This window comes from uncultured Olsenella sp., assembly GCF_959602185.1.
Taxonomy (GTDB): domain Bacteria; phylum Actinomycetota; class Coriobacteriia; order Coriobacteriales; family Atopobiaceae; genus Olsenella_I; species Olsenella_I phocaeensis.
In genome coordinates this window covers 64,722-78,847 of the sequence record NZ_CAUGRZ010000008.1, presented here as the reverse complement: position 1 = coordinate 78,847, position 14,126 = coordinate 64,722, and the positions used below count along the sequence as shown (strand labels likewise).

Genomic DNA, 14,126 nt, shown 5'->3' with positions numbered 1-14,126 from the left:
GCTGGCTCCGAATTGTGAAGGCGAACGGCAAAGGGCCAGCTGCCGTGGGACCGTCAAGAGTCCCGTGCGCAGATCTTAGCGGTGACCCTCGTCCTCGGCGTCAAGTCGCGCCACGAGCTCGCCCAGCTCGTCCGCGAGCTTGCCGATGCTCCCGCGCCAGACGGCGGCCCTGGGCCAGCCGTGGCCCACGTATGCGGTGCGCAGGCCGATGTCGGGGCGGGGGATGTCGCGTCCGGCGTCGTTGCCCACCATGAGGCACTCCTCGGGGACGAAGCCCAGGCTGGCTATGAACTCCTGGTAGTAGCGGGCGCTCGGCTTGGAGCGACGGGAGTTCTCGAGGGTGGAGACGAGGGCGAAGTCGATGTCGTCCAGTCCCGCCCATCTCAGGCGTGCGCTGTCCACCGCGGGCGAGAAGACCGGGTTGGTGGCCAGGGCCACGGTGTATCCCAGCTCCTGCGCGCGCCTGACGCAGCGGCGCGCGCCCGGGCGCGGCCTGGCCTGGGTGACCCCGTCGCGCAGGTGGTCGATCCACTCCCCCTCGAGGCAGTCGATGGCACCCCTGACCGCCGGGTCATCCAGCGGCACGCCCGAGAGGCGCAGGTAGGTCTTGTCGAAGAGCTCGCGTCCCGTGAGGTCGTCCTGGCGCGTGGCGGAGTCCACCGCGAGGTAGCAGCGCGAGAGCCAGGCATAGGCCACGGGCACGGGAGTGCGGCCTATGCGTGCGAGCACGCGCGCCTCCGCCCAGAGGTAGCGGGCGATGAAGGCGCTGAGGTTGATGTCGAGCAGGGTGTTGTCCAGGTCGAAGAGGACGGCCTTGATCATGAGGGGGCAGCTCCCTTCCGTCATTGCTGGCCCTAGCTTACCCACCCGGTCGCCTGGGGCCGCCTGGCATCGGGCATGACTCGTGGAAATACAGATTTAAGCTCGTGAACCTTGAAATACCCCATCTTGTCAAGGTATTCTGTCCAACGTGTGGCAAGGTGCCGCACGACTGTATCTGTCGGCCCCCGAGAGCATGTAAGTTCCCGATTGCGCGACGCACCAGCAGAGCGCCCTAGGCAGCGATCATGTAGATCGGGGCCCCGTTTTCGAAAGGGGTCCACCTTTGAGTGAGATTCAGAACTCGTCCATCTTCTCCCTGGATGACGTCTCAGACGAGGAGATGAACAGCCTCATCGACGGTACCATCACCGACTTCGATGAGGGCGATCTTGTGACGGGTACCGTCGTCAAGATCGAGCACGATGAGGTTCTGCTGGACATCGGGTTCAAGTCCGAGGGCGTCATTCCCTCTCGCGAGCTCTCCATCCGCAAGGACGTCAACCCCGAGGACGTCGTCGCCCTGGGCGACGGCATCGAGGCCCTGGTCCTTCAGAAGGAGGACAAGGAGGGTCGTCTGATCCTCTCCAAGAAGCGTGCCGAGTACGAGCGCGCCTGGAACCGCGTCGAGGAGAAGTTCAACGCCGGCGAGAACGTCGAGGGCGAGGTCATCGAGGTCGTCAAGGGCGGCCTGATCCTGGACATCGGCCTGCGCGGCTTCCTGCCCGCCTCCCTGGTCGACCTCCGTCGCGTCAAGGACCTCAACGCCTTCCTGGGCACCCGCATCGAGGCCCGCGTCATCGAGATGGACCGCAACCGCAACAACGTCGTCCTCTCCCGTCGCGTCGTGCTCGAGGAGGCCCGCAAGGCCGAGCGCTCCGAGATTCTCTCGAAGCTCCAGCCTGGCATGCGCCTCAAGGGCTCCGTCTCGTCCATCGTGGACTTCGGCGCCTTCGTGGACCTGGGCGGCATCGACGGCCTGATCCACATCTCCGAGCTCTCCTGGAACCACGTCAACCACCCCTCCGAGGTCGTCAAGGTCGGCCAGGAGGTCGAGGTGCAGGTCTTGGACGTCGATCTCAACCGCGAGCGCATCTCGCTGGGCCTCAAGCAGACCACCGAGGATCCCTGGAGGACCCTGGTCAAGAAGTATCCCGTGGGCGCCATCGTCGAGGGCACCGTCACCAAGCTCGTCACCTTCGGTGCCTTCGTCGACCTGGGCAACGGCGTCGAGGGCCTGGTCCACATCTCCGAGATGGCCAAGCAGCACGTCGACGCTCCCGCGCAGGTTTGTGCCGTGGGCGATACCGTGCAGGTCAAGGTCATGGAGATCGACCTCGACCGTCGCCGCATCTCCCTGTCCATGAAGTCCGCCGCCGAGACCCTGGGCGTCGAGGTCGAGGTCAAGCCCCTCGACAAGCCCGAGGATGACGACGAGGAGGAGGCTCCCGTCGAGGAGTAGCCTCCTGGCTCTTGCCTGCTTTGCCGTTGACGGGGTCGCCTTCGGGCGGCTCCGTTTTTTGCGGGAGACCGGGGAGAGGGGGTGCGCATGACCCGCTCCGGTGCCGTGGGATGGCGTCTGCGCTATCCTATGGGTTTGTGGTGCGCGTTGTCGGGCGTGCGGGAATATTGCGTCTGCGAACGGGCATCCTGAAAGGGACAGGCGCCCAGCGGGCGGGTCCCGACGGGGGATTCACGAAGCGAGAAGGGGTACGTGATGGCTAACGCCGATCTTAACAGGAAGGCCGCGGAGTTCATGCGTGGTCGCAACGGGGCCGACGAGCTCGCAGTCTGCGCCGGGCTTCTCGCCCTCGTCCTCGCCGTCGTCAACATCTTCGCGCGCCAGGTCTGGCTCACCGTGGTCGTCGTCCTCCTTGTCGCCTATGCCGTGTTCAGGATTGTCTCGCCTGACGTGGCCGCCCGCCGCAAGGAGAACGAGGCCGTGATGGAGCGGATCGGGCCGGCCCGCCTGTGGCTGCGCAATCCCCCCGCTGCCCTGAAGGAGAGCCGCGAGTACAAGCATGCCCGCTGCCCACGCTGCAACCAGGTGGTGCGCGTGCCGCGCGGCAAGGGACTGGTCAGGGTCACCTGCCCTCGCTGCGGGGAGAAGTTCGAGTTGCGCTCCTAGCCTTCACGAGCAATCTGTCGGCACCCCAGGCGCGGTCGGATTCGTCCGGCCGCGCCTGGCTTGTGCGGCTGGGGTCGTCGGCAGCCAGCGATTTGATGGAAGCGAGGAGGGCGTCCCACCGTCATGCGATGATGGATGCCCGACGGACGGAAGAGGGGAGGGGTCATGTACGTGGTGTTTCTGGCGGGCGGCATCGCATCGGGCAAGTCGACCGTCGCCCGTCTCCTTGCGGCCCGCGGGGCACGCGTGATCGACCTCGACCAGCTGTCTCGTGACGTCCTGGCTCCAGGCGAGCCGTGCCTCGCGGAGGTCGCGGCCACCTTCGGGGCCGACCTGCTCGATCCCGTGACGGGAGAGCTTGACCGGAGGCTTCTGGCCCATCGCGCGTTTGCAACGCCCGAGGGGACGTCCCGCCTCGAGGCCATCGAGCTCCCGCACATCAAGTCCCGCCTGGGTCGGCTCCTCGACGAGGCCAGGGCCGAGGCGGCGCCTCCCACCTGCGTCGTGGTGGAGGTGTCCCTGCTCGACCGCGTCCAGGACCTGCTTGCGCTTACCGACGAGGTCCTGGTAGTGAGCTGCCCCGCTCCGACCAGGCTCGAGCGCGCGGTGACACGCGGCATGGGCCGGGCGGACGCCGCAGCTCGCATGGCGCTGCAGCCTACGGACGAGTACCTTTCCGCCCACTGTGACGTCGAGCTCGCAAACGACTCGGACGAGGAGGGGCTTGCGGCAAAGGTCGATGCGTGGTGGGCGGAGCATGTTTCACGCTCATGGGCTCCCGCCCCAAGGAGGGGAGGGCCTGATGCGCCACGAGCGCTTCTTTAGGTGGTTCAGGACCATCCCCATCCTCGTGATGCTCGCGGTCTGCGTGCTCACCTTCGCCGCCGACTTCGCGCCCAGGCAGGTCGTGAGGCAGCTGCTCTTTCCCGTGAGCCATGCGAGCCAGATTAACGAGTCCTCGAGCAGGCATGGGGTCGATCCCTACTTGACCTGTGCCGTTATCAAGTGCGAATCGGGCTGGAACGCCGACGCGAGCTCGTCCGCGGGGGCGGTGGGGCTCATGCAGCTCCTGCCCGCCACCGCAAGCGAGATGGCGCGCCTGGGGCTCGTCGACTCCTCGCGCTACGACCCCAGCGAGCTCACCGACCCAGCGACGAACATCGAGTACGGCACGGCATACCTAGCCTACCTGCAGAAGGCGCTGGGAAGCCGCGACGAGGTCATCGCCGCCTACAACGCGGGGGTGGGCAACGTCCAGGGCTGGCTCAGCGGCGGGGGAGAGATCTCGTCCAAGATCGAGTATGCCGAGACCGCCGCCTACCTGGTGCGCGTGAACGACGCCTACGACCGCTACCAGGAGCTGTACCCTGAGGGAGTGAGCGACTCCTCCCTCGCGCTCTCCTGACGGTCGGGGCCCTTGCCCGCCCGTGGGACGGCGTCCGGCCCGGTACCCCTGGGCACATGCTGCTGCGGAGGTGCCGCCGAATGTGGGTACACTTGTTCCTGTGAGCAGACGGCGGGCAGCGCGCCCGCGAGGGAGGGGCAGCCATGCCGCAGGAGCAGAAGCCGCGCACGTTCGTATCTGACGAGGGGCAGACCATAAGCTACGAGCCCCTTGCCGGGACGGCGGAGGCCAAGGAGCGCTTCGGCGCCGAGCTCAAGCGCTTCGGCTTGGAGCACGGTGACGAGCGACTAGAGGTCGTCTCTCCCTTCGAGCCCGCAGGTGACCAGCCCCAAGCCATCAAGAAGCTCAGCGAGGGCATCGAGCAGGGCCTGCGCTACCAGACGCTGCTGGGCGTCACCGGGTCGGGCAAGACCTTCTCCATGGCGAAGACCATCGAGGCCGTGCAGAAGCCCACGCTGATCATGGAGCCCAACAAGACCCTCGCCGCCCAGGTGGCGAGCGAGATGAAGGAGCTCTTCCCCCACAACGCCGTCGTCTACTTCGTGAGCTACTACGACTACTACCAGCCCGAGGCCTACGTCCCGCAGTCGGACACCTACATCGAGAAAGACGCCTCCATAAACGAGGAGGTCGAGAAGCTCCGGCACCAGGCCACCTCGAGCCTGCTCAGCCGCCGCGACGTGATCGTGGTCGCCTCCGTGAGCTGCATCTACGGCATCGGCAGCCCGCAGGACTACGCGGGCCTCGCCCCCAACGTGGACAAGTCGCAGCCCCTGGAGCGCGACGACCTCATACGCGAGCTCATCGACATCCAGTACGACCGCAACGACTACGACCTCGCCCGTGGCAGCTTCCGCGTGCGCGGCGACACCGTGGACGTGTACCCGCCCTATGCGGAGAACCCCCTGCGCGTGAGCTTCTTTGGTGACGAGGTCGAGCTCATAGCCGAGATAGACAACGTGACGGGCGAGGTGGTGCGCGAGTACGACGCCATCCCCATCTGGCCCGCTTCCCACTACGTGACGGAGCGGCCCAAGGTGGCGCACGCGCTCAAGACCATCAGCGAGGAGCTGGAGGGGCGCGTGGCGGAGCTCAAGGCCAACGACATGCTGCTCGAGGCGCAGAGACTTTCGCAACGCACGGCCTACGACCTCGAGATGCTCGAGACCATGGGCTATTGCTCGGGCATCGAGAACTACTCGCGTCACATGGACGGCCGCTCGGCGGGTGAGCCCCCCTATACGCTGATCGACTACTTCCCCCGCGACATGCTTTGCATCGTCGACGAGTCGCACGTCACGGTCCCGCAGATCCGCGGCATGTACGAGGGCGACCGCGCGCGCAAGATAACCCTGGTGGACCACGGGTTCCGCCTGCCTTCGGCGCTGGACAACCGCCCGTTGCGCTTCGACGAGTTCGAGCAGCGCATCCCCCAGTTCGTCTACGTGTCCGCCACGCCGGGCGACTACGAGGAGGGCGTGAGCCAGCAGGAGGTCGAGCAGGTCATCAGGCCGACGGGGCTCTTGGACCCCGAGGTCGAGCTCAGGCCCGTCCGCGGCCAGATCGACGACCTCCTGGACGAGATTCGCGAGCGCACCGCCCGCAAGGAGCGCGTGCTGGTCACCACGCTCACCAAGCGCATGGCCGAGGACCTCACCGATCACCTGCTGGATGCCGGCGTCAAGGTCAACTACATGCACTCCGACACGGCGACCCTCGACCGCATAGAGATCATCCGCGACCTGCGCCTGGGCAAGATCGACGTCTTGGTGGGCATTAACCTGTTGCGCGAGGGCCTGGACATCCCCGAGGTCTCGCTCGTGGCGATCCTGGACGCCGACAAGGAGGGCTTCCTGCGCAACCGCCGCTCCCTCATCCAGACCATGGGCCGTGCCGCGCGCAACGCGCAGGGCAAGGTCATCATGTACGCGGACTCCGTGACCGACTCCATGCGCATCGCCATGGACGAGACGGCCCGCCGCCGCGGCATACAGCAGGCCTTCAATGCCGAGCACGGCATCACTCCCAAGACCATCAACAAGTCCATCACCGACGTGAAGGGCTTCATCGACGAGGCGTCACGGACCCTGAACGACAAGTCGCGCGTGAACGGGGAGTTCTTCACGGCGGCAGGGGAGGCGGGTGCCTCGGCGGACACCCCGGAGGGGCGCGAGGCAGTCGCGGACGCCGTGGCCGAGGAGCTGTCGGGCCTGCCCAAGGACGAGCTCGCGCGCGTGCTGGGGGCACTTGAGGACGAGATGATCCAGGCTTCCGCGGACATGGACTTCGAGCGTGCGGCGGTGCTTCGCGACCAGGTGGTGGCCCTGAGGGCGCGGCTCGAGGGTGCGAGCGCGGAGGACGTCATCGCGCGCCTCAAGGCAACGGACCGCAAGGGCAGCACTCACGCCACGAGGCGGAGGTACAAGCCGCGCAAGCACTGATGTGAAAGAGACGCCTCCATCTCTTGGCTTCTCCTCTGGGAGAGCTCAGATGGTAGCTCGCTGCAGGATTACATATGTGTTCCGTGCCGCCTCTCGTCATCTGCGCGATGAGTCTTGATGTGCATGGTCTGTCGGATACGGACTACGATACTCATTCTCACGAGCATCGACTGTTCTGGTACGAGCGAGAAACTCTTTTACACCGACACATTTTCTTTCCTGTTCTCCGTCGTACCCTTCCGCTTGTCAAGGTAGAGGAGGCTATTTCTCACTGAGCGTTAGCTTGTGCTCGGGTTCGATGAGGTCCTCCATGCTGCATCCGAGCACACGCGATAGCTTGAGAATCGAGAGCGCCTGGCCCTTATTGATGTCTTTCTTCCGTTGCTCGTATTGTTGTATGGATCTCAGGGACACGCCAGAGAGTCTCGCGAGGTCCGTCTGTGTGATGGATTTCTGCAGCCGCCGGATAGCGAGCTGTGTCTGGTCGTGGTGCCTGGTCGTGCGGCAGATGATTTCTTGTAGACATTTCTCAATATCTTGCTCGTCGAGCTCATTGTGAAGCCTGCGTAATCTCTCAAGGGGAAGCGTCTTCGGGAGCGTGGCAAAGGAGTCTCCCGACGCCTCGTGGTAGCGCAGTACGATCTGCCCGCACCATCTGGCAAAGTGCTCCCGTTCTTTCGATATACGAGGAGTGTCCTGAATCATGAGGTCAAGGTTACTGCCGGCGTCATCCCTGAGTGCCAGGACGAGTTCTATGCCCGAGGCATAGCCGAAGCTTCTTTTGCCCCTTGGAGAGTAGCGGGCTGCGATTTCCGAGTTGCAGAACTCAGGATAGAAGGTTACAAGCCCTCCGGGGAGGTATCGATCTGCGAACTCGAAGGCCCTTCCCAGGAGGCTCGCATCAGTGGCAAGGTGCCTGTTCTCGTTCTCTTCTGCCATGCCTTACCTCCTGCCGCAAGTGTTGAAAATATGGAAGAACTGTGGTGTATAGACCTTTCGCCGAAATCGCATTCTTCCAGATCCTTTGGCTTTTCGTGAACCATGCGAGCAAACTAGGCCAAATGGAACAACTGACTCTGTGGAGATAGTACTCCCCACAAGCATGGTTAGAGATTGGTCCTTCCTCAAGCGGCGCGGCTCACTTCACATCTCGTTTGAAGACTAGCTCCCCTTTTTTGGAGTTTGCGCTCGCGGATGAGGGGGCTGCGGAACTACCCCTGCTGTCGTAGACATTGACAGAGGTCAGGAGACGTAGCGTCCTGGCACGAGCAAACAGGCAGTCCGAAGGTATGGAAGAAAAGGGGAAACATGGAAGTACTCCAAGTGGCGCTGATCCTCGCCGTGTTTATCGGAGGCGTTGCGCTCATGATGACGAAAAAGCTCCCGGCAATCCTTGCACTGCCCTGCATGGGAGTCCTCATTGCGGCCATTGCTGGAGTGCCGTTCGTGCTGCCTGTGGGTGCCGACCCCATCAAGGACCAGTCAATCACCACCTACGTGATCGCTTCCGGAGCCACCAAGCTCATGTCGACGATTTCGGTGACCATCTTTGGTGCGATCTTCGCGAAAGTCGTCCAGAAGGAGGGCATCTCTGATGCTATCATCCGCAAGGCCGCCGAGATGGCTGGTGACAAGCCGGTTGCCATCGCCATTGCGCTGACTGCGGCGACCGCGATTATCTTTACTGCCATGAGTGGTGCCGGACCCGTGATTATGGTCGCCCAGATTGCTGTGCCACTGTTCCTCTCCGCTGGCATCGAACCTGTTGTTGCCGCATCGCTCGTACTGTTGGGCCTCAACATGGGCCTACTCTTCAATGTATCCCAGTACCAGCTCTACGTTGATACCATCGGCATGAGCATGGACACTATCACGTCCACCTCCGTAGTGATGGGCATTGTGTGCATTGTCGTGACCCTCACCTACATCTTTGTGAATGTCAGGCGCGACGCCAAAGCGAGTACCTGGGCCATGAGCGCCAGCACTGGTGTCAAGAAGGTCAGCCCCATTGCCCTCGTGATGCCGCTCGTGCCCATCGTCCTCGTGTTCTTCCTCAAGTGGAACGCTGAGACCTCGCTTCTGGTGACTATCATCGTTACGACCCTCATCTTTGGCCCCCGAGATGCCGTGCAGGTGCTCTCGAGCTCCGTCGTCGAGGGAATCAAGGACGTCGCTGGCGTCATCGGCCTCATGATCGGCATTGGCATCCTGCTGAACGGTGTGTCTGCGACGGCGACTTCTGCGCTCATGCAGCCGATCATTAGCAAGATCCTCCCATCCAACCCCATCGTGTATGTCCTCGTGTTCACCGTTCTCTCGCCGCTTGCCCTGTACCGTGGTCCGCTTAACATGTATGGCCTTGGCTCCGGCCTTGCAAAGATCTTTGCGGCAGCTGGCGTACTCTCCGCTCCTGCAGTGGGTATGGCTCTGAGGTCCACGAGCGTTGTACAGTGCGTTGCCGACCCGACCAACACGCAGAACGTGATTGTTGCCGACTACGCGAGCGTGGATGTCAATGACATTCTCAAGTCAACGCTGCCCTATACCATGGTCATGGCGCTCTGCATCCTTGTCTATGCGGCCGTCGTTCTCTTCTAACGGACGTGACGCTCATCAGGTGGCCCCATTCTTGGGGCCACCCCCTGCACGAATCGACTCGAGGCACGTAAGGAAGGCACATGGCCGACAGGAAAGTACGCATTGGCATCGACGTGGGTGGCACCTTCACAGATGCGGTCGTCCTCGATGATGAGACCTATGAGGTCATCGCGAAGGAGAAGGTCCCCACTACACACCACGACCCCAGGGGCGTGGCCGCCGGCATCGTCCGGACGATTGCCGATGTGCTCAGAAACAACGATATCTCGCCTGACGACGTGACTTTCATCGCACATGGGACGACCCAGGCGACGAATGCCCTCCTCGAAGGTGACGTAGCGAAAGTGGGCATCGTGGGCATGGGTGTCGGAGGTCTCGTCGGTCGTGCCGACGGTGAGACGACCGTCGGCAATATCGAGCTTGCCCCTGGCAAATATCTGGAGACGGAGCACGAGTTTATCGACTCGTCGAATTTGAATGACGGCTCCATGCGCCAGGCGATCAAACTCCTGCGTGACAAGGGTTGCGAGGTGATTGTCGCCTCCGAGAGCTATTCGGTGGATGATTCTACCAACGAGTGCAGGCTCATCAACATCGCCAGCCAAGAGGGCATAGTTGCCACTGGCGGTTACGAGATTTCGCAGCTCTATGGTTTGCAGGCACGCACCCGAACTGCCGCGGTCAATGCGGCGCTCATTCCACGCATGATGGAGACGGCCAATATGACCGAGGGTGCCGTAAAGGACGTAGGCATCACACGACCTCTCATGATTATGCGCTGCGACGGCGGCGTCATGAGCATCGACGAGGTGCGCAAGCGACCCATCCTCACCATGCTCTCGGGTCTTGCGGCCGGCGTTGCTGGCGCCCTCATGTACGAGAAGGTTACGGATGGCATCTTCCTCGAGGCCGGTGGTACCTCCACGGACATTTCCGTTATCAAGGACGGGAAGGTCATGATTAAGAATGCCGAGGTGGGTGGGCACAAGCTCTATCTCACCTCTCTTGATGTGCGCACGCTTGGCATTGCGGGCGGTTCCATGATCAGGGTGGTAGATGGGCGCCTTTCTGACGTAGGGCCGCGCTCCGCACACATTGCCGATCTTGACTACGAGGTGTTCGCTCGTCCCGAGGATATGCTTTCTCCCACTGTCGAGCTCGTGGCGCCACTACCGGATGATGAGGCCAACTACGTTTCGATTTCCTGCGGGGGTGGAAAGTCCTTCGCGCTTACGCTTACGGGAGCGGCCAACGTGCTTGGCTACGTGCCAGAAGGCGATTATGCTGCCGGCAACGTCGAGGTGACGCGTCTGGCCTGGGGTGCTTTGGCGGAGCAACTAGGTACGAGCGTGGATGGGCTTTGCCATCAGGTAGTGGACATTGCCACGGCGAAGGTCGAGGCCATCGTCTCGCAGCTCGTCACCGAGTATTCACTCAACCCCAACCTCACGAGCTTGGTGGGTGGTGGCGGTTCGGCTGCTGTCGTGGCGCCTGCACTGGGCGAACGTATGGGCATTCGCCATCGTCTGGCACACAACGCCCCGTATATCTCCACCATTGGCGTGGCTCTAGCCCTCGTGCGCGAGCAGATTGAGCGCAACGTGGCGAATCCTAGTGACGAAGACGTACGACGTATCCGCCATGATGTCATGGAGGCGGTCACCCGCGCGGGTGCTGATGAGCGCACGGTAGACATCTCCGTGGAAATTGATTCGCAACGTAACATCCTTCGCGCTACGGCGACTGGGGCAACCGAACTCAGGACCAAGGACCGCGTGCAGAGGTCAAAAACTGACGACGAACTCAAGGCCATCGTCGCCGAGGCGTTGGGCATTCCTGTAGGTGACGTGAGCACCTTGTGTGTCCAGGGACGCTGGCATGTGCTCTCAGGAACCCTGCAAAAGAAGTCGTTCTTCGGCCTCATCTCTTCCAAACGAGAGGTCGTGCGCGTGCTCGACGAGGATGGCGTCATTCGCCTGCAGCGCAATGACGCGCGTGTGCTCCAGTTCACCCGTTCGGAGCTGCAGGGTTCGTTCGCACGCTTTGTGAGCGATATGACGAGGTACAGTGACGCGGGTGAGACGCTACCGAAGACCTTCCTGTTCTTCGGCCAGAAGATGAGTGACCTCTCGGGTGTCCTCAATATGGAGCAGCTACTGAGCCTGGCAGAGATGGAGCTCGAGTTCGTGGCCAGTGATGAGACCATCATTGCTGTTGCCGCACGGGACTAGAGACCATGCTTGCGGCACCGTGCGCAAATCCATTCGATATCGCTCGTGAACTGCTCGGGGCTTCGGATGAGTTGTGCGCGACGCTTGAGTTTTTGAAGGACCCGCTTGCATCCCAGCTCTCTGGTGAGGAGGAGAGGGCCTGTGTTCGCGATGCTATGGAGGCGGGCCATGAGGCTGCTTGCCAATGGGTGGGGAATGACCTGCTCAGCACGCTTGCAGAGCATGGCTTCTTTTTACGGCAGATTGAGACGGGTGTGGTGGACACTACCGTGCGAAACCGCATACAAGCACGGCTGGTATGCCAGAAAGATGGCGGCACGCTTGACCTGTTCATGCCCCAACTGCGGCACAAGAGCGAGGTGCTTGCTGCGCTATGCGGTGACGATATGCCCAAGGACACCCTTTCCTGGCTCATCGACCTGCATATTGCTCACGAGTTCTTTCATTACCTCGAGCATCGCGAGGGGAGGAGCGTAGGCATGCGCATGCGTCCAGTGTGCATGCAGGGTCTCCTGCGTGTTAGGAGTCGACACTTGTCGTCGCCGAGCGAGGTTGCGGCTCATGCCTTTGCCTACGACATGGCAAGTGGTCCCGTGAGGCCGACAGCGAGCGACTATCTCGTGCTGTTGGCAGATGGTGCCATGACCGGCACCGAGGTGGTCGAACTGGTGGTTTCGGCACGACGGTTTGTCAAAGGGGGCTCTCATGAACGTGCAGAAAGACGTTGTTGAGCCACGGCTTCTTGGCCATTGGGACACCGTGGTCGTTGGTGGAGGCACTGCAGGGGCAAGCGTTGCTGCGAGCGCGGCACGGGAAGGAAATTCCACGCTCGTCGTTGAGGCCGGCTCCGTTCTGGGAGGCTCAATGACACGAGCGTTGGTCTCCCCGATGATGCCGTCCTTCGTACCGGGGCACGGACAAAACCTCACCCTCATCGAGGAGGGTCTTCGCGCATGCGGCCTTGAAACGCGTGAGCTTAATGCCTCGATGGGATATGTCTGGCATAACCCAGACGCGATGTCGAGCGTACTTGATGATCTGGTGAGTGATGCTGGAGCCCAGGTGCTGTTTGGCGCCAGCCTCGCAGGCGTGAAAGTGGAGGGCGTTCGCATCGTCTCCATTTGCGCAGGCTGCCCTGAGGGGTTCGTGCGCATCGAGGCGGACCAGTTCGTCGATGCGACGGGTGATGCCCTGCTGTCGAGGATGGCAGGAGTTCCCTGTGACAGGGGAGATAGCCTGGGACACAACCAGATGTCATCCCTGCGCTTCGAGATGGCCGGCATCGACATCGACGCCTATCGTGCCTATTGCCTTTCACTCGGAGACCATTTCTCACCGCTTGTTGACGGCTACTTTTGGGAGTCTGCCATGGTGGTGGCTAAGGGCTTCAAGCTCGAGCCACTGTTCAGGAAAGGCGTCGAAAAGGGATTGCTCAAGGAGGAAGACCTCGTCTACTATCAGTGCTTCTCGCTTCCTGGCATGCCAGGTTGCATGGCCTTCAACTGTCCTCATCTCACTGGTCTGAAGAATAATGAGAGCACCCTTGATCGTTCGAATGCGCTTATTGAGGGTCGCAGAAAGATAAGGCGTCTCGTAGACTTCCTGACGAAGATGATGCCCGGCTTCGAGCATGCCTTTCTTATTCGCACGGCGGACATGTTGGGCGTGAGGGAGTCATGGCGCGTGCATGGTACCTACACATTCACCGAGGAGGACTATCTCGCACGAAGGCGCTTCGACGATGCCGTGGCGAGGGGTGACTGGTACATCGATGTGCATTCGGTCTCGCGTGGTCTTGTGCACATGGATAAGTACGAACGGGGAGAGTTCTATGAGATTCCCTATCGCTGTCTCACCAACGAGGCCATAGAAAACATGTTGACCGTGGGCCGTTGCATCTCTACGTCGTTTTTGGCACAGGCGAGCGTACGTATACAGCCGACAGTAATTGATATGGGAGATCGTGCTGGTGTCGCGTGCGCCTTGGCAAAACGTGAGGGTGTCACGCTCTCGTGTTTCGAGCCTAGGAACCTCATTGAGCCATGATGCGTGACCCATCGTTCACGTGGGCGGAAGGGCATGCTATTCTTTCCTTACACGAGTGTGGAAGGAGAGCCTCATGTCCGCCAAGGTAGTCGTCGCGTGTGGTCACGGAATCGCAACTTCGCACATGGTCGCCCAGAAAGTGGCCAAGCTGCTCGCTGCCGAGGGCGTCGAGGCAAACGTCGTTGCCGTCGACATGGACTCTCTGGCAGCGCAGCTCAAGGACGCCGACGCCTACATCCCCGTGGTGAAGACCGAGGAGGAGCTTGACGTCCCTACCTTCAACGGTGTCGCCTTCGTCACGGGCATGGGCCAGGACGAGGAGCTCAAGCGCCTGATCGAGGCCATCAGGGACAAGTAGCCTGCAGCCAAGGGAAGAGAATAGGGCCGACCGGAGGGGAGTTCCCGCCGGTCGGCCCCTTGCGTCGCAAGCCATTTGTTACACGCTGTTCCACGCCGCA

General features: G+C 62.0%; 12 protein-coding genes. 10 read left to right on the top strand and 2 right to left on the bottom strand.

What is annotated here, in order from left to right:
• Positions 1 to 75: 75 nt before the first annotated feature.
• Positions 76 to 822 carry an HAD family hydrolase gene (locus tag Q5923_RS06885; protein ID WP_009277885.1) on the bottom strand — a complete coding sequence of 249 codons (747 nt, stop codon included), beginning with the start codon at positions 820 to 822 and terminating at the stop codon, positions 76 to 78.
• A 283-nt stretch (positions 823 to 1,105) separates the two neighbouring features.
• Here Q5923_RS06885 and rpsA point away from each other — a divergent pair, with 283 nt between their 5' ends.
• From rpsA to uvrB, 5 genes are all read left to right on the top strand, one after another.
• Positions 1,106 to 2,281 (top strand): 30S ribosomal protein S1, encoded by a 1,176-nt coding sequence (rpsA, locus tag Q5923_RS06880; RefSeq protein WP_303133057.1) that lies wholly within the window; start codon positions 1,106 to 1,108, stop codon positions 2,279 to 2,281.
• 255 nt (positions 2,282 to 2,536) lie between these two features.
• Entirely contained in the window at positions 2,537 to 2,947 is a 411-nt protein-coding gene (locus Q5923_RS06875; protein ID WP_303133055.1) for a hypothetical protein, read from the top strand.
• Between the two features lie 165 nt (positions 2,948 to 3,112).
• Positions 3,113 to 3,772 (top strand): dephospho-CoA kinase, encoded by a 660-nt coding sequence (coaE, locus tag Q5923_RS06870; protein WP_303133054.1) that lies wholly within the window; start codon positions 3,113 to 3,115, stop codon positions 3,770 to 3,772.
• Positions 3,750 to 4,352, top strand: coding sequence for a lytic transglycosylase domain-containing protein (locus tag Q5923_RS06865; RefSeq protein ID WP_303133052.1), 603 nt, complete (start codon positions 3,750 to 3,752; stop codon positions 4,350 to 4,352). Before coaE ends, Q5923_RS06865 begins: the two co-directional genes overlap by 23 nt.
• A gap of 143 nt (positions 4,353 to 4,495) precedes the next feature.
• Positions 4,496 to 6,793 carry an excinuclease ABC subunit UvrB gene (gene uvrB, locus Q5923_RS06860; protein WP_303133050.1) on the top strand — a complete coding sequence of 766 codons (2,298 nt, stop codon included), beginning with the start codon at positions 4,496 to 4,498 and terminating at the stop codon, positions 6,791 to 6,793.
• A 261-nt stretch (positions 6,794 to 7,054) separates the two neighbouring features.
• On the opposite strand, the gene Q5923_RS06855 is transcribed toward uvrB, so the two are convergent.
• Positions 7,055 to 7,732, bottom strand: coding sequence for a helix-turn-helix transcriptional regulator (locus Q5923_RS06855; RefSeq protein ID WP_303133048.1), 678 nt, complete (start codon positions 7,730 to 7,732; stop codon positions 7,055 to 7,057).
• A gap of 369 nt (positions 7,733 to 8,101) precedes the next feature.
• Between Q5923_RS06855 and Q5923_RS06850 the strand changes: the two genes are divergently transcribed.
• The 5 genes from Q5923_RS06850 (at position 8,102) to Q5923_RS06830 (ending at position 14,026) form a co-directional block, all read left to right on the top strand.
• A complete protein-coding gene (locus tag Q5923_RS06850; protein ID WP_303133046.1) occupies positions 8,102 to 9,391 on the top strand; it encodes a hypothetical protein in 1,290 nt (429 codons plus the stop codon).
• An 80-nt stretch (positions 9,392 to 9,471) separates the two neighbouring features.
• Positions 9,472 to 11,622, top strand: a complete 2,151-nt coding sequence (locus tag Q5923_RS06845; protein ID WP_303133045.1) for a hydantoinase/oxoprolinase family protein — start codon at positions 9,472 to 9,474, stop codon at positions 11,620 to 11,622.
• A 5-nt stretch (positions 11,623 to 11,627) separates the two neighbouring features.
• Complete coding sequence (locus tag Q5923_RS06840; protein WP_303133043.1) at positions 11,628 to 12,353, top strand: hypothetical protein; 726 nt, start codon at positions 11,628 to 11,630, stop codon at positions 12,351 to 12,353.
• Positions 12,328 to 13,668 (top strand): FAD-dependent oxidoreductase, encoded by a 1,341-nt coding sequence (locus Q5923_RS06835; RefSeq protein WP_303133041.1) that lies wholly within the window; start codon positions 12,328 to 12,330, stop codon positions 13,666 to 13,668. Before Q5923_RS06840 ends, Q5923_RS06835 begins: the two co-directional genes overlap by 26 nt.
• Positions 13,669 to 13,741: 73 nt before the next feature.
• Entirely contained in the window at positions 13,742 to 14,026 is a 285-nt protein-coding gene (locus tag Q5923_RS06830; protein ID WP_303133039.1) for a PTS sugar transporter subunit IIB, read from the top strand.
• Positions 14,027 to 14,126 lie beyond the last annotated feature (100 nt).